The organism is Nonomuraea rhodomycinica (genome assembly GCF_013363995.1).
Lineage (GTDB): Bacteria > Actinomycetota > Actinomycetes > Streptosporangiales > Streptosporangiaceae > Nonomuraea > Nonomuraea rhodomycinica.
This window is the reverse complement of record NZ_JABWGO010000008.1, coordinates 253,587-276,222: the sequence shown is the minus strand read 5'-3', so window position 1 is coordinate 276,222 and position 22,636 is coordinate 253,587. Positions and strand designations below refer to the sequence as shown.

Sequence of the window (22,636 nt, the reverse complement as noted above, 5' to 3'; positions counted from 1 at the left end):
GGAACCACACCGTGAACCTGGCACCGCGCCTCACCACCGCCGCCACGGCCGCGGCCACCGCGCTGCTCGTCCTGACCGGGTGCAGCGACCCGGCCTCCGGCCCGGCCGCCCAGGCCGGGGACGCGACCCCCGCGGCCTGGCCCTCCCCGACGGGCCGGCTCGACGGCGTCACGCTCACCATCTGGGCCGCGCAGAACAGCACCACCGTGCCCGAGCAGGTGACGGCCGCCTTCTCCAAGGCCACCGGCGCCAAGGTCGACGTCGTCACCATCCCCGACCCGTACGAACAGGGCGTGCAGACCAAGGTGGCCACGGGCGACAAGCCGGACCTGGCCTTCTGGCAGCCCACCGCGTCCATGCTGACCGCCCTGAACGCCCGCGCCAACCTCCAGCCGCTGGACGACGCCCCCTGGCTCCCGTCGATGTCGCCCGAGCTGCGCGACATCACGGGCCTGCTGGACAGGACCCGCTACGCCGCGCTCATCACCAGCCCAGCCGTCGAGGGCGTCTACTACAACAAGGAGGTCTTCGCGGCCAACGGCGTCACCGAGCCGCCCGAGAACTTCGGCGAGCTGGTCGAGACGGCCCGCAAGCTCAAGGCCAAGGGCGTCACCCCGTTCTTCGAGATGGCCGGCGACAAGTGGGCGACCCAGTGGTGGGTGCAGGTCCAGCTCGCCGACGCCGCCCGCGACGGCCTCTGGGACCGGATCAACACCGGCAAGGAGACCTTCGCCGACCGGACCATCGTCGGCGCGATCAAGACGTACAAGTCGCTCATCGACGAGGGGCTGTTCAACGCCGACATCAAGACCGCCACCTTCGAGGACCAGGGCGCGGCGCTGCTGTCCGGCAAGGCCGCGATGGCCGTCCAGGTCAACTCCTTCTTCGGCCAGCTCCAGGCCAAGGCCGACACCGCCGAGCTGGACAAGAAGATCGGCTTCTTCCCGATCTCCCCGAGCGGCAACGTGGGCACGTTCATCCCCGACCAGTCCAACGCCCTGGTGGCGTTCAGGACCGGCGACGCCAGGCGTGAGGCCGCCGCGCGCCAGCTCCTCGCGTACTGGATGGGCCCCGGCTACCAGGAGTTCGTCACCGCCCGCAAGACCGTGTCGCTGAAGACGGACGTGCCCACCCCGGCCGGCGTGCCGCAGGCGCTGCTCGACGTGCACAAGTCCCTCGGCGGCTCGGTCGGGTCGATGCAGGCGCTGGCCGTGGCCAACCCCGACCTGTACCTCAACCTGGCCGACATGATCACCGGCAGCCTCACGCCCGAGCAGGTGGCGGCGGCCACGCAGAAGCAGTTCGCCCAGCTCGCCAAGGCGGCCGGCGCCTCCGGCTTCTGATGCGGCCCGCACCCGCCGGAGCGGGGCGCCGCACCCACCCCATGTGGTTCCTGGCGCCGGCCTTCGCGATCCTGTTCGTCTTCTTCTTCCTGCCCACCCTGTTCAACTTCGTCTACGCGTTCACCGACTGGTCCAGCTTCAAGAGCGAGATCCGGCCGGTCGGCTGGGACAACTTCGCCGACCTGCTGTCGGACGGCACCCTGTACGGCGCGCTGCGCGTCACGCTGGTCTACGCCGTCCTGGTCGCGCTGTTCCAGAACCTGTTCGGGTTCGGCCTGGCCGTCCTGCTGGAGCGCGACACCTGGCTCAACCGGGCGGCCCGCCTGGTGTTCCTCGTCCCCGTGCTCATGTCGGCGCTGGCGGTGGGCTACGTCTTCCAGGCGCTGCTCAAACCCGACGGCAGCCTGAACGACCTGCTCGGCGGCGTGCTCGGGACGAGCGTGACGATCCCCTGGCTGGGCGACACCACCTGGACACTGGTCGTCGTCGCGCTCATCCACGCCTGGAAGTGGATGGGCCTGTCCATGCTCATCTACCTGGCCGGGCTGAAGACGATCCCCGAGGACGTCACCGAGGCGGCCCGCATCGACGGCGCCACCGGATGGCAGGCGTTCTGGTCGATCCGCTTCCCGCTGCTGGCGCCGGCGGTCACGTTCAACGTGGCCACCGCGCTGCTGGGCTCCATGAACGGCTTCGACATCGTCCAGGCCACGACCGGGGGCGGGCCGGCCCGCAGCACCGAGATCCTCAACATCTTCATCTACCGCACCTTCGGCCAGGGCCTGTTCGCGCAGGCCACCACGATGAGCCTGGTGCTGTTCCTCATGGTGGCGCTGCTGGCCTTCCCGGTCATCCGCGTCCTGCGCAAGAGGGAGGAAGTCGTATGACGCGTGGAATCGCGGCCCGGCTGCGGCCGCCGGCCGTCGTCGCCCTCGTCGTGCTCGTCATGGGCGTGCCGCTCTGGCTGGTCGTCGTGACGGCGGCCAAGTCGCAGGGCGAGGCCCTGTCGCCCGACCTGTCGCTGCCGTCCCGGTGGCTGCTCTGGGAGAACCTGGCCCGGGTGTGGGAGCAGGGGGACGTGCCGAGGGCGTTCCTCGGCAGTGTGCTGGTCGTCGCGCCGTCGGTGCTGCTGGTGCTGACGTTCGGCTCGATGGCGTCGTGGGTGCTGGCCCGGCGGGCCACCCGGCTCAACGCCGTCCTGTACGCCTGCGCGATCAGCGGCATCGTGCTGCCCCCGGCCGTGGTGACGATCGTGCTGCTGCTGCGGCAGCTCGGCCTGGCCGGCAGCGCCGTCGGCATGATCGGCGTCTACGTCGGCATCTACCTGTCCACGGTCGTCTTCTTCGTCACCGGCTTCGTGCGCACGGTGCCGCTGTCGATCGAGGAGGCGGCCCGCATGGACGGCGCCGGGCCGGTGCGGGTGTTCTTCTCCGTCATCCTGCCCATGCTGCGCCCGGTGCTCGCGACCGCGACGATCCTCATCTGCCTGTACGTCTGGAACGACGTCTTCTACGCCTTCTTCGTCGTCGGCGGCCGGCTCGACACGCTGCCGCTGAACCTGTTCCAGGTGGCCAACGCCGGTCTCTACCTCAACAACTGGCACCTGATCTTCGCGTACATCATCCTCATGAGCCTGCCCCTGCTGGTGGTCTTCGCGGTGGCCCAGCGGCGCATCATCTCCGGCATCACCGGAGGCGCGGTCAAGTGAGCCGCCCGGACATGGGAAGGGGCGGGCCGGACGGCCCGCCCCTCACCCGGTGCGACGGATCAGCGCGCGCCCGCGCCCGCCCGCCGCTTGGTCCACACGTCGAAGGCGACCGCCGCCAGCAGGACGATGCCCTTGACCAGCATGACCCGCTCGCTCGGCGAGCCGATGAGCGACATGCCGTTGTTGATCACACCCATGATCAGGCCGCCGGTGATCGCGCCGACGACCTTGCCCACGCCGCCCTGGACGGCCGCGCCGCCGATGAACGCCGCGGCGATCGCGTCCAGCTCGAACGAGTTGCCGGCAGTCGGACCGGCCTGGTTGAGCCGGCCGGCGAAGATGATGCCGGCGATGGACGCCAGCACGCCCATGTTGACGAAGATCCAGAACACCACGGACTTGACCTTGATGCCCGACAGCACCGCGGCCTGGAGGTTGCCGCCGACCGCGTAGATGCGGCGGCCGAACACCGACCGGTTGGCCAGCAGCGAGTAGCCCAGCACCAGCAGGGCCAGCAGCACCAGCACCCACGGCAGGTTACGGAAGCGCGCGAGCTGCACCACCACGGCCATGATGAGCACCGCCGCGGCGGCGATCTTCAGGACGAACACCGGCAGCGGGTCGACGCTCTGGCCGTACCCGGCGCGGGCCGCGCGGGTGCGCCACTGGGCGGCGGCCATGCCGGCGATGGCGATCAGGCCGATCAGCAGGCTGAAGACGTCGGCGCCGCCGAGCGGGCCGAGCCCGACGTTGCCCAGGTAGGTGTCGGTGAAGCCGTTCGACAGGGTGCGCACGGCGTCGGGGAACGGGCCGATGCCCTGGTTGCCGAGCACGGTCAGCGTGAGCGCCCGGAACAGCAGCATGCCGGCGAGCGTCACGATGAACGACGGGATGCCGAAGTAGGCGATCCAGTAGCCCTGCCACGCCCCGATCAGGCCGCCCACCACCAGGGTGATGAGCAGCGCCAGCGGCCAGGGGACCCCGTAGTTCACCATGAGCACGGCCGCCACGGCGCCCGTGACCGCCACCACCGAGCCGACCGACAGGTCGATGTGCCCGGCGATGATGATCAGGATCATGCCGATGGCCAGGATCAGGATGTAGGAGTTCTGGACGACGATGTTCGAGATGTTCTGCGGCTGCAGGAGGGCGCCGTCGGTCAGCACCGAGAACAGCACCACGATCAGCGCGAACGCGATGTAGATGCCGCTCTGGCGGATGTTGATGGACAGGCCGCCGAGCTTCAGCCGGCCGGGCGGCTCGCCCTTGGCGTCCCGTCGCGGGCCCGCCTCAAGATCGGCGGGGGTCGTACTGCTGCTCATCCGGACTTACTCCTGTCCCATGGTCATGTGGTACATCAGGCGCTCCTGGGTCGCCTCCTCGCGCGGCAGCTCGCCGGTGATCCGGCCCTGCGACAGCGTGTAGATGCGGTCGCACAACCCGAGCAGCTCCGGCAGCTCCGAGGAGATGACCAGGACGGCCTTGCCCTCGTCGGCGAGCTGGTTGATGATCGTGTAGATCTCGTACTTGGCCCCGACGTCGATGCCGCGGGTCGGCTCGTCGAGGATGAGCACGTCGGGATCCGTGTAGATCCACTTCGACAGCACGACCTTCTGCTGGTTGCCGCCGCTCAGCTTGCCGACGACGCTCTGCACGCTCGGCGCCTTGATGTTCATGCTGCGCCGGAACTCGTCGGCGACCCGGTACTCCTCGTTCTCGTTGACCCAGCCGTTGCGGCTGAGCCGGCCCAGGCTGACCGAGGAGATGTTGCGCTTGATGTCCTCGATGAGGTTGAGGCCGTACCGCTTGCGGTCCTCGGTGGCGTACGCGATGCCGAGCTTCACCGCGTCCTGGACGTTGCGGATGTGCACCTCGCGGCCGTCCTTGTAGACGCGGCCGGAGATGCCGACGCCGTAGGTGCGGCCGAACAGGCTCATCGCCAGCTCGGTGCGGCCGGCGCCCATGAGCCCGGCCAGGCCGACGATCTCGCCGCGCCGCAGCGTGAGGCCGGCCCCGGAGACGACCCGCCGGTCGGGCTGGGAGGGGCTGTGCACCGTCCAGTCCTCGATGCGCAGAACCTCCTCGCCGACGTTCGGCTCGTGCGGCGGGAAGCGGTGGTCCAGGTCGCGGCCGACCATGCCGGAGATGATCCGGTCCTCGGTCACCTGGCCGCCGGCCATCTCCAGGGTCTCGATCGTCTGCCCGTCACGGATGATGGTGATCGAGTCGGCGATGTCGATGATCTCGTTCAGCTTGTGCGAGATGATCACGCAGGTGATGCCCTCGTCGCGCAGGCCGCGCAGCAGGTCGAGCAGGTGGGCCGAGTCCTGGTCGTTGAGCGCCGCGGTGGGCTCGTCCAGGATGAGCAGCTTCACCTTCTTCGACAGGGCCTTGGCGATCTCGACGAGCTGCTGCTTGCCCACGCCGATGTCGGCCACCTGCGTGACCGGGCTCTCCTCCAGGCCGACGCGCCGCAGCAGCTCGCCGGCCTGGTGGTTGGTGCGGTTCCAGTCGATGAGCCCGCGGCTGGCCCGCTCGTTGCCGAGGAAGATGTTCTCGGCGATGGACAGCTGCGGGCACAGCGCCAGCTCCTGGTGGATGATGACGATGCCGGCGTCCTCGCTGTCCTTGATTCCGCCGAACCGGCACAGCTCGCCGTCGAACTCGATCCGCCCCTCGTAGCTGCCGAACGGGTAGACCCCGGACAGCACCTTCATCAGCGTCGACTTGCCGGCGCCGTTCTCGCCGCAGATGGCGTGGATCTCGCCGCGGCGTACGGAGAGGTTCACCTCGTGGAGCGCGCGCACTCCGGGAAAGGTCTTGGTGATCCCCCGCATGTGCAGGATGTCATCGGTCATCGAAGGTCCTTCCCGAGGGGCGTCAGCCGCCGAGCTGGGCGGCGGTGTAGTAGCCCGTGTCCACCAGGGCCTTCTGGTAGTTGCTCTTGTCGACGATCATCGGCTCGAGGAGCTGGGCCGGGACGACCTTGTTGCCGTTGTCGTAGTCCTTGGTGTTGTTCACCGCGGGCTTGCCGCCCTTGAGGACGGTGTCGGCCATGGTGACCGTGACCTTGGCCAGCTCACGGGTGTCCTTGAAGATCGTGGAGTACTGCTCGCCCGCGATGATCGACTTCACCGACGCCAGCTCGGCGTCCTGGCCGGTCACGATCGGGTACGGCTGGCCGGAGGTGCCGTAGCCGTTGGACTTCAGCGCCGACAGGATGCCGATCGACAGGCCGTCGTACGGGGAGAGCACGCCGTCGACCTTGGTGTCGCCGGAGTAGGTCTTGGTGAGGATGTCCTCCATGCGCTTCTGGGCGGTGGCCGGGTCCCAGCGCAGGATGGCGACGGTCTTGAAGTCGGTCTGGCCGCTCTTGACCTTGAGCGTGCCCTTGTCGATGTACGGCTTGAGCACGGACATGGCGCCGTTGAAGAAGAACGTGGCGTTGTTGTCGTCGGGGGAGCCGGCGAACAGCTCGACGTTGAACGGGCCCTTGGCGCTGCCCGCGGAGCCGTCGGCGTTGAGCAGCTTGAGGCCGACGAGCAGCGAGGTGGCCTGCTGGACGCCGACCTTGAAGTTGTCGAACGTCGTGTAGTAGTCGACGTTCGGGCTGTTGCGGATCAGGCGGTCGTAGGCGATGACCGGGATCTTGTTGTCGGCGGCCTGCTGGAGCTGCGTGGTCAGGGCGGTGCCGTCGATCGAGGCGACGATCAGCAGCTTGGCGCCCTTGGTGATCTGGTTCTCGATCTGGTTGACCTGGGTGGGGATGTCGTTCTCCGCGTACTGGAGGTCGACCTTGTAGCCGAGCTTCTCCAGGCTGGACTTGACGTTCTCACCGTCGTGGATCCACCGCTCGGAGGACCTCGTGGGCATGGTGACGCCGATGAGGGCGCCGCTGGTGGTGCCGGAGGCGGCCTCCTTGTCGATCGTCTTCTCACTCGATCCGCACGCCGCGACGGTTGCGGTGAGTGCGAGGGCTGAGACGACCGTCGCGATCCGTCCGAATCTCATGTGTGTCTCCTTGCGAGGTTGCGCGTACGCGAAGGGGATGCCGTCCCTCTCGGACGTGCCGGGCGGAAGGCCGCGAGCCCGGTGCCGGGCATCGACCTGCGCGGTAGGATACGTCCGATTTGTGGCACTTCGTCCCACCCCACTGCATGATTGTTGTGGACGACAACTTGCCTAGGGCCTTGAGTGTTATCGCTAACAATTTGCCTGTCAACGGTGTGCGATAACGTCTCGGAAACAGACCATTCACATTCTGGGACGCTCTTGTCCCAGGTAAACGGCCTGTCATCCCTGTCCTCGCAGCCGATCCGGCGTGCCGGACCCCTCGGTGGGCGGCGTTTGCCATGTGAGCGAGAACACCGGACCCCCTCCGGCCGGGCCCGCGCCGCCCGGAGTCCGTAGGGTGTGGTGTGCGCGTCCGCCTCGCGTGCCGTAGTCTGCGCGCACGAGCGGGCGGGAGGTGAGCATGGCTCGGATCGTCTTCGTCGGCGCGGGTCAGGTCGACCTCATCCGCAGGGTGGTCTCCGACCTGTTCCTCGCCTCCGCGCTGAAGGGCCGCCTGGAGATCGTGCTGCACGACGACGACCCCGGCCACCTGGCGACGGCCGAGGCGCTGGTACGCGCCCTCGACGCCGAGTCCGGCGCGGCGGCGCGGATCACCGCCTGCCCCGACCGGCGGCGCGCGCTCGACGGCGCCGCCTTCGTGATCAGCCATGTCGACCGCGGCGGGTTCGAGGCCGCGCTGCGCGACTTCGAGATCCCCCGCCGCTACGGCCTGCGCCAGACGATCGGCGACACCATCGGCATCGGCGGCGTCTTCCGCGGCCTGCGCTCCATCCCGTTCTTCGTCCGGCTCGGCCACGAGATGGCCGAGCTGTGCCCCGAGGCGTGGCTGCTCAACGGCAGCGACCCCATGGCGATGATCGGCTGGGCGGTGCACGAGGCCACCGGGTTCGAGCGCTTCGCCGGGATGTGCCACGCCGTCTGCGACACCCACGCCTACCTCGCCGACCTGCTCGGCCGCGACCTCGACGAGGTGACGTTCCTCAGCGCCGGGCTCAACCACCAGTCGTTCGTGCTGCGCTTCGAGGCCGGCGGCCGGTCCCTCTACCCCGAGCTGGACGCCGCCCTCGCCGCCGACCCCGACCTCGGGCGGCACGTCCGCATGGAGATGTACCGGCGCTTCGGCTACTTCCCGACGCAGTCGAGCGAGCACGCCGCCGAGTACGTGCCGTGGTTCATGCGCCACGAGGCCGAGACCGAGCGCCTCGGGGTGCCGATGGAGGAGTTCCTGCGCCGCTTCGGCAAGGACATGCACGCCTACGAGGAGACGCGCCGCGCCCTGGCGGCCGGCCGGCCGCTGCTGATCCGCTGGCAGCACCAGGAGCCGGCCGCCGCCGCGATCCTCGCCATGCTGACCGGCCGCGGCAAGGAGGTCTACGTCAACGTCCGCAACGGCGGCCTGATCGGCAACCTGCCGGAGAACTGCTGCGTGGAGGTGCCCGCCACGGCCGACGCCACGGGCCTGCACCCCCGGCCCGTGGGCGACCTGCCGGTCCAGCTCGTGGCGCTGCACCGCACGTTCCTCAACGTCGTCGAGCTGACCGTCCGGGCGGTGCTCGACGGAGATCGCCGGCACGTCCACCACGCCGCGATGCTCGACCCCAACACCGCCGCCACGCTGCCCCTGCCCGCCATCGAGGAGCTGTGCGACGAGCTGATCGAGGCGCACGGCGAGCTGCTGCCGGAGGCGATCCGCCGATGACGGAGTCCATGCCGACCGAGGTGCGCCGCGAGCGCATGCTCGGGCTGCTCATGGAGCAGGAGTTCGCCCGGGTCGCGGAGCTGGCCGAGGCGTTCGGCGTGTCCACCGTGACCGTCCGGGCCGACCTCGACGCGCTGGAGGAGCAGGGCAGGGTCCGGCGGGTGCGCGGCGGCGCGGTGGCCGCCGGGTCGCCGCCCCGCGTCGAGCCGTCCTTCGAGCTGTCGCTCGGCACCGCCGCCGTGGAGAAGGCGCTGATCGCCAAGGCGGCGGCCAGGCTGGTCGCCTCGGGGGAGAGCGTGCTCATGGGGGCCGGCACCACCACGGCGTACGTGGCCAGGGAGCTGGTCGCCCGCGCCGACCTCACCGAGGTCACCGTGTTCACCAACGGGCTGCGCACCGCGCTGGAGCTGGAGCCGGCGCTGCCGCGCTTCGCCGTCGTCGTCACCGGCGGCAGCCTCCGCCGCCAGCAGCACTCCCTGGTCGACCCGCTCGCCACCCGCGTCCTGGAGGGCATCCGGGCCGACCTCGTCTTCCTCGGCTGCGGCGGCGTCCACCCGGAGGCCGGCGTGACCAACGTCAACCTGCCCGACGCCGAGATGAAGCAGCGGATGCTGCGCGCCGCCGGGCGGTGCGTGGTGGTCGCCGACTCCTCCAAGCTGGGCAAGGTGGAGATGGCGCCGGTCTGCCCGCTGACGGAGGTGGACCTGCTCATCACCGGGGAGTCGGCCGACCCGGCGACGGTGGCGCTCCTGCGCGAGCGCGGCCTCAAGGTGGACCTCGTCGGCTGACGCCGCCGGGCCCGGGTGCGGTCAGGGCGTGAGGGTGACCCGCAGCGGTTCGGGGAGCAGGTCGCCGTGGGCGCGGGTCAGGTCGTCGCACATCCGCCAGATCGCGTCCAGCGACAGCGTGGCCGCGGTGTTCGGGTCGGCCATCAGCGCGTGCCGCACGTGCTCCGGCCGCCCCTCCTCGGCCGCCCGCACGGTCAGCTCGTTGACGCTGACGTACGCCCGGTTGAGCGCCGCGCACTGCGCCGGCAGCGCGCCCACCCGGGTGGGCCGCACCCCCGTCGCGTCCACCACGCAGGGCACCTCCACCACGCAGCCGGGCGGCAGGTTCGCGATGAGCCCGTCGTTGACCACGTTGCCGTAGACCACGCGCGGCACGCCGGTCACGACGCTGTGGATGATCTGCGGCGCGTACTCGCCGGTCCCCTCGACGGGCAGGTCCCCGCCGGTCCGCACGGCGTCGCGCGTGCGCTTGTACTCGCGGACGTTCTCCTCGCTGATGCCCACGTACGCGCCGACCGGGATGCGCAGCCGCTCGATCTCGGCGTCGTGGCGCAGCAGCCACGGCACGTACTCCGAGGAGTGCTCGCTCGTCTCGGTCGGGTAGTGGCCGAGCCGCCGGTACATCTCCACCCGGACCCGGCGGCGCAGCTCGGGGTCCGCCTCGATCCGCGCGTCGAGCCGCTCGTACAGGTCGGCGCCCGCGCGCTCGAAGCGCAGCACCCACGCCTGGTGGTTGACGCCCGCCGCCAGATAGGTGACCTCCTCGTACGGCACCCCCACCAGCGCCGCAAGGTCGTGCATCGTCCAGTAGACCGAGTGGCACAGGCCCACCACGTTGCGGACCCGGGAGGCCAGGTACCACACGTTCATGGCCATGGGGTTGGTGTAGTTGAGCAGCAGCGCGTCCGGGCAGACGGCGCGGATGTCGGCGGCCAGCGCGTCCAGCACGGGGAACGTGCGCAGGGCGCGGAAGACGCCGCCCACCCCGATCGTGTCGGCGATCGTCTGCCGCAGGCCGTGGCGGGCGGGGATCTCGAAGTCGGCCACGGTCGCGGCGTGCCCGCCCACCTGGATCATGTTGATGACGAAGTCCGCGCCGTCGAGCGCGGCCCGCCGGTCGAGGGTCGCGCTGACCTCGGGGGCGGCGCCCCGGGCGGCGGCGATGCGGCGGGCCACGGCCTCGGCCGTCTCCAGCCGCTCCGGGTCGATGTCGTGCAGCGCGATCCGGGCCTGCCGCAGCTCCGGATGGGCCAGCAGGTCGGCCAGCAGGCCATGGGTGAACACGACGCTGCCCGCGCCGATGAAGACGATCTTCGGGTTGCTCATGAGGTGGCTTCCTCCCAGGTGGGCTGTGCCGCTGTGCCCCCCGCGGCTCGGGTGGAGAGGGTGCCGCAGGCCACGGCCACCTCCAGGCTCCGCCGTACGGGCAGGCCGCGCCGGCGGGCCGCGATCAGGCCCGCGTCGAAGCTGTCGCCCGCCCCGACCGTGTCCACGGCGTCGTTCGCACCCTCGCCGGCGTCCTTCGCCGCCGGGGCGGGCACGTGCAGCGGCTCGCCGTCCACGATCGTCATGGCGCCCTCGGCGCCGCACTTGACCACGGGGGTCGTGCCCCGGGCGGCCAGCTCGCGCACGGCGCGTCCGAGGTCGGCGACGCCCGCGATCGCCAGGGCCTCGCGCTCGTTGGGCAGCAGGACGTCGGTCAGCGGCAGCACCTCCTCCAGGCCCTCCCAGCGGCCGGCCGGGTCGTCGTTGGTGTCGAGCGAGGTGGTCGCGCCCGCCGCCCGGGCGGCGCGGAACAGCTCCGGCACGCCCTCGGCCAGCAGCGGCTGGAGGTAGAACGAGGAGACGTGCACGTGCGCCGCGCGCGCGAGCAGGCCGGGCGGCACGTCGCCGGCCGAGGTGCGGCCGAGGCAGCCCGGGGCGGTCAGGATGGCCCGGTCCTGCCCGTCGGCCAGGATGACGGTGAGCGCGGTGGCCGCTCCCGGCTCGACCACGCAGGCGGAGACGTCCACCCCGCGCCGCCGGAGCGCGTCCAGCACGAACGCGCCGGCCGGGTCGTCGCCCACGCGCCCGGCGAAGGCCACGCGCAGCCCGAGGCGGGCGGCCCCGCACGCGGTGATCGCGCCGGAGCCGCCGAGCACCAGGTCGCCGGTGTCCACCAGGTGTTCGCGCTGGCCGTAGGCGGGCCGCCGGGGCGCTCCCGAGACGATCACGTCCGGGTTGGCGTCGCCGACGACGAGCAGGTCGAAATCCGTGAAGGCCATGGGCAGGACGCTCCCAGGACCTTCGAACTCTTGTCAATACTTTCGAAGATTGTCGGCCATCGCGCACGACATGGCGCGTTTCCCGAAGGTATTGACAAGTTTTCGAAAGTCACCATGATGGGCTGCACCACGGCCGCTCGGCCGGCTCCCTCGCCCCCAGGAGGTTCGGAGATGCTGCTACGACAGGGCGAGCCCGCCGCGCCACCCGTGGCCGGGCCCGCCCACCGGCTCAAGGCCGGCACGCGCGGCGACGGGCGGCTCGCCGCCGCCTTCCTCGCGCCGGCGCTCATCGGGTTCGGCCTGTTCTACCTGTATCCGGCGCTGCGCGGCGCCTGGTACTCGATGACCGACTGGAACCTGCTGTCGCGGCCACGCTTCGTCGGCCTGGACAACTACGCCCGGCTCCTCCACGACCCCCTGTTCTGGAACGCGCTCAAGGTCACCGCCGGCTACGTCGTGCTCAACCTCGGCATCCAGCTCCTCGCCGGCCTCGGCCTGGCCGCCCTGCTGCACCGCCTGACGCGCTCCCTGGTGCTCCGGTCGCTGCTCGTGGTGCCGTGGCTGGTGCCCAACGTGACGACCGGCCTGCTGTGGATGTGGCTGCTCGACGCCGACCTCGGCTTCGTCAACCACCTGCTCACCGGCGCCGGGCTGCCCGCCCAGGGCTTCCTCACCTCGCCGGACCTGGCGCTGCCCAGCGTGGCCGTCATCACCTCGTGGAGCGGCACCGGCTACACCGCGCTGCTGCTGTACGCGGGGATGCTCCTGGTGCCGCGGCACGTCTACGAGGCGGCGGCCCTGGACGGCTCCGGCGAGATCCGCACGTTCTTCCGCGTGACGCTGCCGCTGATGCGCCCCATCCTCGCGTTCGTGCTCGTGGTGTCGCTGATCGACTCGTTCCAGCTCTTCGACGCCGTGGCGGTCACCACCAAGGGCGGCCCGGTCAACGCCACCCGGGTCATCTACCACTACATCTACGAGCAGGCGTTCACCCACTTCAAGATGGGCTACGCCTCCGCGCTGGCGCTGAGCCTCGTGCTCGTCCTCGGCGTGCTGACCTTCGTCCAGATGCGCCTGCTGCGCGCCTCCACCTCGGACCTCGCATGAACCGCCCCTCCCGGATCCGGATCGGCCGCCCGCTCGCCTGGGCCTGCCTGATCCTGGCCGTCCTGATCTCGTTGTTCCCGCTCTACTGGATGCTCCGCACGGCGATCACGCCCGGACGCGAGCTGGCCGGCGACAACGCCGGGCTGCTGCCCCGGCACCCGACCCTGCTCAACTTCGAGCGCGTGCTGGGCCTCACCACCCGGGAGGAGGCGCGGGCGGCCGGCGGGTCCGGGGCCGACCTCGACTTCTTCCGCTACCTGCGCAACTCGATCCTCTACACGGGCCTCGTCACGGCGGTGCAGACCCTGCTGTGCGCGATGGCCGGCTACGCCTTCGCCCGCCTCCGCTTCCCCGGCCGCGACCTGCTGTTCGGGATGTTCGTGGCCGCCCTCATGGTGCCGCCGATCTTCACGCTGCTGCCCAACTTCGTGCTGGTCAAGGAGCTGGGGTGGCTCGACACCGTCCCGGGTCTCGTCGCGCCCGGCCTGCTCATGACGCCGTTCGCGGTGTTCTTCCTGCGGCAGTTCTTCCTCGGCGTGCCGCGCGACGTGGAGCAGGCGGCCCTCATCGACGGCGCGGGCAAGGGCCTGATCTTCTGGCGGGTGGTGCTGCCGATGAGCCGCGGCCCGCTGCTCACCCTCGCCCTCACCACCGCGGTCTGGACGTGGAACGACTACCTGTGGCCGCTGCTGGTGGCCCCGGGGGAGGAGACCCGCGTGCTCACGGCGGCGCTCGGCATCTTCCTCAAGCAGTCGCCGAACACCGCGCCCGACTGGACCGGCCTCATGGCCGGCTCCGTCCTGTCGATCATCCCCGTGCTGCTGCTCGTGGTCTTCTTCGGCCGCCGGCTCGTGGACTCCATCCAGTTCTCCGGCATGAAAGGTTAGACATGAACAAGGCGCATCTGGCGGCGGGCGCGCTGCTGCTGCTCACGGCGGCCTGCGGCGGCGGCTCGGGCGGCTCGGGCACGGACGACGGGCCCGTCACGCTGACGTACGCGCTGTGGGACGACGCCCAGCAGGGCGCCTACCAGCAGTGCGCCGACGCCTTCCAGAAGGCGAACCCCGGCATCACCATCAAGATCAACCAGGCGGCGTGGGACCAGTACTGGCAGAACCTCACCACGCAGATGGTCTCCGGCAAGGCCCCCGACGTGATCACCATGCAGACGACCTACTACCCGCAGTTCGTCAAGAACGGCCAGCTCCTCGACATCGGCCCCATGGCCGAGGCCGACAGGATCGACTTCGGTCAGTACCGGCCCGGCCTCGCCGACCTGTGGGTCAAGGACGGCAAGAGGTACGGCCTGCCCAAGGACTGGGACACGATCGCCATCGTCTACAACACCGCCATGGCCGAGAAGGCCGGCCTCGACCTGGGCGACCTCACCTGGAACCCGGCGGACGGCGGCACCTTCGAGAAGGCCCTCGCCCGGCTCACCGTCGACACCTCCGGCCGGCGCGGCGACGAGCCCGGCTTCGACAAGTCGAAGATCGCCGTGTACGGGATCGTCGCGGAGCTCAACGACGGCTCCCAGGGGCAGAACGGCTGGGGCGACCTGGCCGTCTCCAACGGCTTCCGCTACATCGACAAGAACCCGTTCGGCACCCGGTACTTCTACGACGACCCCAAGCTGGCCGAGACCGCCGCCTGGTTCAAGCGGCTCATGGACAAGGGCTACGCGGCGCCCTACGACAAGAAGAGCTCCCTCGGGCCCGACGTCGTGCTCGGCTCCGGAAAGGGGGCGCTCGGCATCACCGGCTCCTGGATGATCAAGACGTACCTGGGCTCGACGGAGCAGAAGTTCGCCTTCGCCCCGCTGCCGACCGGGCCCCAGGGCCGCAAGTCCGCCTTCAACGGCCTGGCCGACACCATCTACGCGGGCACCGAGCACCCGGAGGCGGCGTGGAAGTGGGTGAAGTTCCTCGGCTCGACCGCCTGCCAGGACATCGTCGCCGACAGCGCCGTGGCCTTCCCCGCCATCACCTCCTCCACCGAGCGCGCCGTCGCGGCGCACAAGGCGGCGCACCGGGACGTCAGCGCCTTCACCAGCCAGGCCGACGCGCAGGGCGGCACGTTCCTGCTGCCGGTCAGCGACCACGGCGACGAGATCGACCAGATCGTGGGCACGGCGATGGAGGAGGTCTGGCTCGGCCAGAAGGACGCCCGCACCGCCCTGACGGCCGCCAACCAGCGGGTCAACGCCCTGTTCACCGCGGGCGGGTGACACTCGGCCCTGGGGAAGGCGTGCGGGCGGGGGACAGTCGGCCCCGGGGGCGGCGGGGGAGGGGCGATGGCCGGCCGGGCGTGGGCGGCGTGGCAGGGTGGCGAGTGGCAGGCCCGCCGCGGGCGGGGGAGCGGCCGAAGGAGATCGTCATGCGCACGTGGCTCACCGAGCGGTTCGACCTGACCGTGCCCCTGGTGGGGGCGCCCATGGCGGGGGTGGGAGCGGGCCGGCTGGCCGCCGCGGTGTCCGCCGCCGGGGCGCTCGGCATGTTCGGCGTGCCGGCCACGGCCACGGCCGAGTGGATCGGGGAGCAGGCGTCGGTCGCCGCCGCGACCGGCCGGCCGTACGGGATCGGGCTCATGGCGTGGGCGCTGCCCGGCAACCCCGCCCAGCTCCAGGCCGTGCTCGACGCCCGGCCCGCGGTCGTGTCCGTGAGTTTCGGGCCGTACGAGCGGTATGTCGGAGAGCTGCGACGGGCGGGCATCACGGTCGTCACCCAGGCCGGCACCACGGAGGAGGCGCTGGCCGCCGAGCGGGCCGGGGTGGACGCCGTCGTGGCCCGCGGCGCCGAGGGCGGCGGCCACGGCCGCGCCGACGTGGCGACGCTGCCCCTCCTGGAGGGCGTGCTGGACGCGGTGCGGGTCCCGGTGCTGGCCGCCGGGGGCGTGGCCACGGCCCGCGGGCTCGCCGCCGTGCTCGCCGCGGGGGCCGAGGGCGCCTGGGCCGGCACGGCGTTCATGGGCTGCGAGGAGACGACGATCTCGCCGGCGGCCAGGCGGCGGCTGCTGGAGGCCGCGGAGACCGACACCGCGTACGGGCGGGTCTTCGACGTGGCCCAGCGGCTCGGCTGGCCGGTCGAGTACGGCGGGCGCGCCCTGCGCAACGCCTTCTTCGAGCGGTGGGCGGGCCGCGAGGACGAGCTGGCCGCCGACGAGAGCGCCCGGGCCGACCTGGAGGCGGCCCGCCGCGACGAGGACTTCGACACCGCCTACATCTACGTGGGCCAAGGGGTGGGGCTGGTGCGCGAGCCCCGCACGGCCGCCGACGTGGTCGCCGCCTTCGCCGGGGCCGAGAAGCTGCTCGCCCGCTTCGCCCGGTAGCCCGCCGGCCCTCGACCGTCCGCGCCCGAGCCGGCGGACCGCTTCCCGAAAACAGGACGCGGCCTGGGCGAACGTCGCCCATCCGGTGGGAGAACCATGGCCGGGAGGGCGTGGTAAGCTCATACCCGTTGCAGTGTGGTACCCATGAACGTGTGTGCGCCTGACGGGATCCGACCCCTCGGGCGCCTTTTGTTTTCCGGTCATTTCCGGCGGGGGATCGCGGCGACGCGGGGCTCGTGACGTGCGAGTCCCAGACCTGCGCCTATCGAAGGAGATTGACATGGCGACCGGTACCGTGAAGTGGTTCAACGCGGAAAAGGGCTTCGGCTTCATCGAGCAGGACGGCGGCGGCGCCGACGTCTTCGCCCACTACTCCAACATCGCGGGCCGCGGCTTCCGCGAGCTGCACGAGGGCCAGAAGGTGAGCTTCGACATCACCCAGGGCCAGAAGGGCCCGCAGGCGGAGAACATCACCCCCGCCTGACGCGAGACGTCCTCGGCTGAGCCGGTCCCGCCCCTGACGAAGGGGCGCGGGCCGGCTCTCCGCTTTCCGGCCCCCGACCGCTTCATGGCGCGAGGCTTACGAGGCCCGCAGCGCCTGGACCGCGTCGTCGGCCGTGTCGTACGTCTGGAAACGCTTGTCCAGGCCCGTCACGCGCAGCAGCCGCGCCATGCGCGGCCCGATGCCGCTCAGCACCGCCCGGCCGCCGGCGCCCGCCGCGCCGTTGATCGTGGACACCAGCACGCTGAGGCCGGTGGAGTCGCAGAAGTCGACGGCCAGCATGTCGATCACCAGGAGCGGCGGCTCGTCGGGCGCGCCGGACAGCGCGTCGGTCACGGCCTGGCGCAGGGCTCCCGCCGTGGCGATGTCGAGCTCGCCGGCCAGGGCGACCACCGTCACGCCGTCGTGCCGCCCGCCGGTCCAGGAGAAGCCGGCCCGCCTCGCGCCCGCCCGTTCCACCTCGTGCCCTCCCGCCGCCGCGCCTGGGCGGTATCTCGGCTCTGCGCTTACGGCGCATACGTTCCGAGACACCATGATTGCACAGCGCGAGAGAACGGCGTAACCCTGCCCCGCCGCGCGCTGCCGGTCGGCGCCTCGGCGGGGGCGCGACCTCGCACACGCATCGGTTGACGATGTTTCGCCGGTGTGGGTACGTTCTCATGTGTGTGATCGTTGCCACACGGGGCAGCGCCACGTCGCCATCCCTCGCTTGACCCCGCGTGAAAGGCGAACACCTATGAGGTCCCGTCTTGTCCGTTGGTCCGTCGTGCCGATGTCGCTGGCCCTGGCCCTCAGCGGCTGCGCCAAGGGCACGGGCGGAGGCGCCCGGCCCGCCGGCGGCGTCACCTACGACCCCTCGGCCACGTTCCACGGCACGTTATCCATCATGGGCTTCGGCACCGGCGACGAGATCGGCAAGGTGCGCGCCGACCGCGCCGAGGCCGCCCTCGGCGGCATGGACGTGAAGCTCGCCGAGGGCGACCTCGACATCCAGCAGTTCCTGTCCTCGGTCGCCGCCGGCTCCGCGCCCGACCTCGTGTACGCCAACCGCGACCAGATCGGCACGTTCGCCTCGCGCGGCGCGATCGTCCCGCTGACCGACTGCGTCAAGGGCGAGGGCGTCGACACCACGATGTTCGACCAGAACGCCCTGGCCCAGGTGACCTTCGGCGGCGCGGTCTACGCCATCCCCGAGTTCAACCAGGTCCAGATCACCATGGCCGACTCCTCGCTGCTGGACAAGGCCGGCCTCACGATCGCCGACGTCAACGGCTCCAGCTGGGAGTCCCTGTCGGCCGCCGCCACGAAGCTGCTCCAGGCGCCCGGCGGCAAGCTCAAGGTGATCGGCTTCGACAGCAAGCTGCCCGAGTTCCTGCCCCTGTGGGCCAAGGCCAACGGCGCCGACCTGCTGTCGGCCGACGGGAAGACCGCGCAGCTCAACAGCCCGCAGGTGGTCAAGGCGCTGGAGTTCGCCGTCGGCCTCTACACCGCGCAGGGCGGCTTCGCCAAGGTCAAGGCGGCGCGCGACTCGGCCGACTTCTTCGGCAAGGGCAACCAGTTCGCCAAGCACGAGCTGGGCGCCATGCCGATGGAGCAGTGGTACGTCAACGTGCTCAACGACGTCTCCCCCGAGGCCACCCTGGCCTTCGACACCTTCCGCACACCGCGGGGCGAGCCGATCGCCTACTCCTCCGGCTCGGCCTGGGCCGTCCCCAAGGGGGCGAAGAACCCGCAGGCCGCCTGCCGCTTCGCCAAGACGATGACGCTCGTCGAGTCCTGGAAGGCCGCCGCCGAGGCTCGCGTCGCCAAGCGCAAGCAGGACGGCAAGCCGTTCACCGGCATCCTCACCGCCAACGACCGCGCCGACGAGGAGATCAGGAAGATGGTCACCTCCGGCGGCCGGCCGTGGGACAGCGGCGTGCAGGCCATGTACGAGGCGAACGACCACACCTTCAGCCTGCCCGCCAACCCGGCGGACAACGAGTTCAAGACCGCCTGGCAGGACGCCGTCAACCGGGTGCTCAACGGCCAGGAGAAGCCGCAGCAGGCCCTCGACCGGGCCCAGCGGGACGCGCAGGCGGCCCTGGACAAGGCATGGGCCGAGTGGGCGGACAAGAAGACGAACTGACCGGCCCGCCATGTCCCTCGCACGCGAACACGCGAACCGCCTCCCGCGACGGCGTTCCACGCGGTGGATCGAGACCCGGGCGGCCCTGCTGTTCATCAGCCCCTGGCTGATCGGGCTCCTGGTCTTCACCGCCTGGCCGATCATCAACAGCGCCTACCTGTCGCTGACCGACTACGACGTCATCAACGACCCGTCGTTCGTCGGCTTCGACAACTACGTGACGCTCTTCGAGGACCCCAAGGTCGGGCTCGCGATCCGCAACACGTTCCTGTTCGCCGTCATGTCGGTGCCGGCCCACCTCGTCGTCTCCCTCGCGCTGGCGCTGCTGCTCAACAGCGCCGCCAAGGCGACCGGCTTCTTCCGCACCGCGTTCTTCCTGCCCAAGATGACGCCGCCGGTGGCGATCGGCGTGCTGCTGGTCATGCTGTTCAACGGCCAGAGCGGCCTGGTCAACGGCGCGCTGGGGCTCGTCGGCATCGACGGCCCGGCCTGGACCACCGACCCCGGCTGGGTCAAGCCGGGACTGGTGCTCATGAGCCTGTGGACCGTCGGGGCGTCGGTCATCATCATCCTGGCCGCCCTGCGCGGCGTGCCGCAGGAGCTGTACGACTCGGCGCTCGTCGACGGGGCCGGCTGGTGGCGGCGCACGCTGCGCATCACGGTCCCGATGATCAGCCCGACGCTGTTCTTCCTGTTCATCGTGGACACCATCAACGCCCTGCAGTCGTTCACCGAGGCGTACACCGCCTTCTTCGGCGCGGGCAACACCACCTACAGCAACGACGCCGCCCTGTTCTACGCCATCTACCTGTTCCGGCAGGCCTTCGAGTTCCTGCACATGGGCTACGCCTCGGCGCTGGCCTGGCTGCTGTTCGTCATCATCATGGTGATCACCGCCGTGCAGATCCTGGTGACCAGGAGGTACGTGCACTACGAGGGGGGACAGTCATGAGGAGGGCCCGGCTCGTCCTCACCTGGGCCGCGCTCGGCGTGCTCACGGTCGCCTTCATGTACCCGTTCGTGTGGCTGCTGAGCGCGTCGTTCAAGCCGCGCGGCGAGGTGTTCGACCACCGGATCATCCCCGAGACGTTCACCTTCGACAACTACATCCAGGTGTGGCACGCGGCGCCGCTCGGGCTGTGGCTGGTCAACACCCTGTTCGTGACGGTCCTCGCGGCCGTCGCGGTGACCGTCACCAGCGCCATGGTGGCCTGGGGCTTCGCCTACTTCCGCTTCCCCGGCCGGAACGCGCTGTTCGGCGTGCTGCTCGGCACCATGATGCTCCCGGGCGCCGTCACCATGATCCCGACGTTCCTCATCTGGAACTCGCTCGGCATGGTCGGCACCCTGACCCCGCTGTGGGCGCAGAACCTGTTCGGCAGCGCCTTCTACATCTTCCTGCTGCGCCAGTTCTTCCTCGGGCTGCCCCGTGAGCCGTTCGAGGCGGCGAAGATCGACGGGGCGAACAACTGGAAGATCTTCACCCGCATCGCCCTGCCGCTGTGCCGGCCGGCGATCGTGGTGACCCTGCTGTTCGAGTTCCAGGCCGCCTGGACCGACCTGATGCGACCGCTGATCTACCTGCGCGACTCGGCCACGTTCACCGTGCCGCGCGGGTTGAAGGCACTGCTCGACCAGTTCGGCTTCGGCGGCGAGTGGCACTGGGAGATCGTCATGACCGCCGGCGTCATCACCACCGTCCCCATGATCATCCTGTTCTTCCTCGGCCAGAAGCACTTCGTCAAGGGCATCGCCACGACGGGCGGCAAGTGACGGCCCTCCCGTGTCCGCACGATCAAGGGTTGCGGCCGCTACCATCCCATGCTCACCACCGGGGCCGGCCAGGTCCCGCCCGCCCCGGATCGAGGCCCTCGGGTAACCCATGCACATCACCACCTCCGGCGACGCCTTCGGCGTGCGCGCCGACACCTACACCCTCACCGTCTCCCGGACCGCGCCCCGCGCCGAGCTCGACGGCTGGGGCACGCTCAGCCTGATCGCCGCCGTCAACACCACCGGGCGGCGCGACGAGACGTACGAGACACTGCCGCCCGTCCTCGTCGAGCGGGGCGAGCGGGCGGTGTTCGAGATCCCCCAGCGCACGGCCGTGTGGGACGCCAAGACCGTGCGGCTGGTCTGCGAGCCCGACCGCGTCGCGGTGGAGGTGAGCGTCGAGGGCGAGGCCGCCGTCGCCGACGTGACGCTGCTCGGCGGCCGGGCCGTGCTCAACACCGGGCCCGCCGGGACGTTCCGCTCCCACATCCGGGCGCGCAGCGTCTTCAACCCCACCCCCACCCAGCCCGTCCAGGTCGTGCGGCCCGCCGGCGAACCCGTGACGCTCGGCGTGATCGGCGACGCCGACCCCGGCCGCCTGCACGCCGTCTTCTCGCCCCCGCCGCTGGTGCTGGCCTTCGGCAAGGAGCCGGCGAGCACCCGGCCGGGGCGCGCCACCCGGGTGCCCGGGGGCCCGTGGCTCGGGCTCTCGCTCCGCGCGGGCGTGGCCGGGCTGACGTTCACGCAGTTCGGGTACGAGCCGCTCGACGGCGGGGCGCTGCTCCGCCTCGACTACGAGGGCCACACCCTCACCCACGGCGCCTGGACCTCGCCGGCCGTCGTCATCCGGCCCGCCGCCTCGCCGTGGGAGGCGATCGCCCACCACCGCGCCGACCTCGTCGAGCACGGCCTGGCCCCCGAGGGTCCCGTGCGTCCCGCGCACGACTGGTGGCGCCGCGTCATCTTCTGCGGCTGGGGCGCGCAGTGCGCGCGGGCCGGCGGCGGCGTCACGCCGATGCAGCTCTCCCGCCAGGACCTGTACGACGAGTGGCTCGACCGGCTGGAGCTGCACGGCATCGTCCCCGGCACGATCGTCGTGGACGACCGGTGGCAGGCCCACTACGGCCGGCCGGAGCCCGACCCGGAGCGCTGGCCGGACATGCGCGCGTGGATCGCCGCGCGGCACGAGCGCGGCCAGCGGGTGCTGCTGTGGTGGCGGGCCTGGGCGCCGCACGGGCTGCCCGCCGAGGAGTGCGTCACCGACCCGGCCGGGCGCCCGGTCGCCGCCGACCCGACCAACCCCGCCTACCGGCGCCGCCTGGCCGGCACCGTGGCGGAGATGCTCACCGGGCTGGGGGCCGACGGGCTGAAGATCGACTTCACGCAGTGGTTCCCGAGTGGCTCCCATCTGCGCGCGTACGGCACCAACTGGGGCATCTCCCTGCTGCACGAGATGCTCGCCACCATGTACGACGCCGCCAAGCGCGCCAAGCCGGACGCCCTGATGGTCACCCACACCCCGCACCCCGCCTTCGCCGACGTGACCGACATGATCCGGCTCAACGACGTGCTGGAGACCGACCCGCGAGGCCGTCCGGTGGCGGCCGTGGACCAGCTCCGCTTCCGGCACGCGGTCGCCGCCCACGCCCTGCCCGGCCACCTCGTCGACACCGACCAGTGGCCGATGCGCACCAAGGCCGACTGGCTCGCGTACGCGCAGGCGCAGCCGGAGCACGGGGTGCCCGCGCTGTACTACGTGGAGGCCATCGACGGCACGGGGGAGGAGATCACCGGCGAGGACCTGCGGCTCGTGGCCAAGTGGTGGGGCCTGTGACCGACGGGTCCGCCGCGGGCCGCCCGACCTCGCCGTAGGCACGGTCGCACGCTCCCGCTCTCCCGCCGGGCCCGTGCCCGCTCTCGCCC

At 71.1% G+C, this 22,636-nt stretch carries 20 protein-coding genes; 14 read left to right on the top strand and 6 right to left on the bottom strand.

Annotation, left to right across the window (positions count from 1 at the left end):
- Positions 1-11: 11 nt before the first annotated feature.
- From HT134_RS29390 to HT134_RS29380, 3 genes are read left to right on the top strand one after another with little or no spacing between them, the layout of a single operon-like run.
- On the top strand, positions 12-1,343 hold the full coding sequence (locus HT134_RS29390) for an ABC transporter substrate-binding protein (protein ID WP_217708518.1): 1,332 nt from the start codon (positions 12-14) through the stop codon (positions 1,341-1,343).
- On the top strand, positions 1,343-2,230 hold the full coding sequence (locus HT134_RS29385; RefSeq protein WP_175603695.1) for a carbohydrate ABC transporter permease: 888 nt from the start codon (positions 1,343-1,345) through the stop codon (positions 2,228-2,230). Before HT134_RS29390 ends, HT134_RS29385 begins: the two co-directional genes overlap by 1 nt.
- Positions 2,227-3,051, top strand: coding sequence for a carbohydrate ABC transporter permease (locus tag HT134_RS29380; RefSeq protein WP_175603694.1), 825 nt, complete (start codon positions 2,227-2,229; stop codon positions 3,049-3,051). Before HT134_RS29385 ends, HT134_RS29380 begins: the two co-directional genes overlap by 4 nt.
- A 59-nt stretch (positions 3,052-3,110) precedes the next feature.
- Here the strand turns inward: HT134_RS29380 and mmsB are convergent, their stop codons facing one another.
- The 3 genes from mmsB to chvE are packed head-to-tail and all read right to left on the bottom strand — an operon-like array spanning position 3,111 to position 7,062.
- Positions 3,111-4,373, bottom strand: coding sequence for a multiple monosaccharide ABC transporter permease (gene mmsB / locus HT134_RS29375; protein ID WP_175603693.1), 1,263 nt, complete (start codon positions 4,371-4,373; stop codon positions 3,111-3,113).
- Between the two features lie 6 nt (positions 4,374-4,379).
- Complete coding sequence (gene mmsA / locus HT134_RS29370; RefSeq protein ID WP_175603692.1) at positions 4,380-5,909, bottom strand: multiple monosaccharide ABC transporter ATP-binding protein; 1,530 nt, start codon at positions 5,907-5,909, stop codon at positions 4,380-4,382.
- Between the two features lie 22 nt (positions 5,910-5,931).
- On the bottom strand, positions 5,932-7,062 hold the full coding sequence (chvE, locus tag HT134_RS29365; RefSeq protein WP_175603691.1) for a multiple monosaccharide ABC transporter substrate-binding protein: 1,131 nt from the start codon (positions 7,060-7,062) through the stop codon (positions 5,932-5,934).
- 463 nt (positions 7,063-7,525) lie between these two features.
- Here chvE and HT134_RS29360 point away from each other — a divergent pair, with 463 nt between their 5' ends.
- On the top strand, positions 7,526-8,824 hold the full coding sequence (locus HT134_RS29360) for a family 4 glycosyl hydrolase (protein ID WP_175603690.1): 1,299 nt from the start codon (positions 7,526-7,528) through the stop codon (positions 8,822-8,824).
- Positions 8,821-9,612, top strand: coding sequence for a DeoR/GlpR family DNA-binding transcription regulator (locus HT134_RS29355; protein WP_175603689.1), 792 nt, complete (start codon positions 8,821-8,823; stop codon positions 9,610-9,612). Before HT134_RS29360 ends, HT134_RS29355 begins: the two co-directional genes overlap by 4 nt.
- A 21-nt stretch (positions 9,613-9,633) precedes the next feature.
- Here HT134_RS29355 and HT134_RS29350 read toward each other — a convergent pair whose 3' ends face one another.
- Entirely contained in the window at positions 9,634-10,938 is a 1,305-nt protein-coding gene (locus HT134_RS29350) for an alpha-glucosidase/alpha-galactosidase (RefSeq protein ID WP_175603688.1), read from the bottom strand.
- Positions 10,935-11,876, bottom strand: coding sequence for a carbohydrate kinase family protein (locus tag HT134_RS29345; RefSeq protein ID WP_175603687.1), 942 nt, complete (start codon positions 11,874-11,876; stop codon positions 10,935-10,937). The genes HT134_RS29350 and HT134_RS29345 overlap by 4 nt, the downstream gene beginning before the upstream one ends.
- A gap of 171 nt (positions 11,877-12,047) precedes the next feature.
- Here HT134_RS29345 and HT134_RS29340 point away from each other — a divergent pair, with 171 nt between their 5' ends.
- The 5 genes from HT134_RS29340 (at position 12,048) to HT134_RS29320 (ending at position 16,794) form a co-directional block, all read left to right on the top strand.
- Positions 12,048-12,983 carry a carbohydrate ABC transporter permease gene (locus HT134_RS29340; protein WP_175603686.1) on the top strand — a complete coding sequence of 312 codons (936 nt, stop codon included), beginning with the start codon at positions 12,048-12,050 and terminating at the stop codon, positions 12,981-12,983.
- A complete protein-coding gene (locus HT134_RS29335) occupies positions 12,980-13,870 on the top strand; it encodes a carbohydrate ABC transporter permease (protein ID WP_175603685.1) in 891 nt (296 codons plus the stop codon). The genes HT134_RS29340 and HT134_RS29335 overlap by 4 nt, the downstream gene beginning before the upstream one ends.
- Before the next feature lie 2 nt (positions 13,871-13,872).
- Entirely contained in the window at positions 13,873-15,210 is a 1,338-nt protein-coding gene (locus HT134_RS29330; protein WP_175603684.1) for an ABC transporter substrate-binding protein, read from the top strand.
- A gap of 149 nt (positions 15,211-15,359) precedes the next feature.
- The gene (locus tag HT134_RS29325; RefSeq protein WP_175603683.1) at positions 15,360-16,310 is read left to right on the top strand and encodes an NAD(P)H-dependent flavin oxidoreductase; all 951 of its coding nucleotides are present in this window, start codon (positions 15,360-15,362) and stop codon (positions 16,308-16,310) included.
- 280 nt (positions 16,311-16,590) lie between these two features.
- Positions 16,591-16,794: a cold-shock protein gene (locus HT134_RS29320; protein ID WP_175593730.1), complete on the top strand. Its 204-nt coding sequence runs from the start codon at positions 16,591-16,593 to the stop codon at positions 16,792-16,794.
- Between the two features lie 96 nt (positions 16,795-16,890).
- On the opposite strand, the gene HT134_RS29315 is transcribed toward HT134_RS29320, so the two are convergent.
- Positions 16,891-17,271 (bottom strand): STAS domain-containing protein, encoded by a 381-nt coding sequence (locus HT134_RS29315; RefSeq protein ID WP_175603682.1) that lies wholly within the window; start codon positions 17,269-17,271, stop codon positions 16,891-16,893.
- Between the two features lie 277 nt (positions 17,272-17,548).
- Between HT134_RS29315 and HT134_RS29310 the strand changes: the two genes are divergently transcribed.
- The 4 genes from HT134_RS29310 to HT134_RS29295 all read left to right on the top strand — a co-directional run bounded on the left by HT134_RS29310 (position 17,549) and on the right by HT134_RS29295 (position 22,547).
- Positions 17,549-18,940, top strand: a complete 1,392-nt coding sequence (locus HT134_RS29310) for an ABC transporter substrate-binding protein (RefSeq protein WP_175603681.1) — start codon at positions 17,549-17,551, stop codon at positions 18,938-18,940.
- A 10-nt stretch (positions 18,941-18,950) separates the two neighbouring features.
- Positions 18,951-19,892, top strand: a complete 942-nt coding sequence (locus HT134_RS29305) for a carbohydrate ABC transporter permease (RefSeq protein WP_175603680.1) — start codon at positions 18,951-18,953, stop codon at positions 19,890-19,892.
- Positions 19,889-20,713: a carbohydrate ABC transporter permease gene (locus HT134_RS29300; RefSeq protein WP_175603679.1), complete on the top strand. Its 825-nt coding sequence runs from the start codon at positions 19,889-19,891 to the stop codon at positions 20,711-20,713. Before HT134_RS29305 ends, HT134_RS29300 begins: the two co-directional genes overlap by 4 nt.
- Before the next feature lie 109 nt (positions 20,714-20,822).
- On the top strand, positions 20,823-22,547 hold the full coding sequence (locus HT134_RS29295) for a hypothetical protein (protein ID WP_175603678.1): 1,725 nt from the start codon (positions 20,823-20,825) through the stop codon (positions 22,545-22,547).
- Positions 22,548-22,636 lie beyond the last annotated feature (89 nt).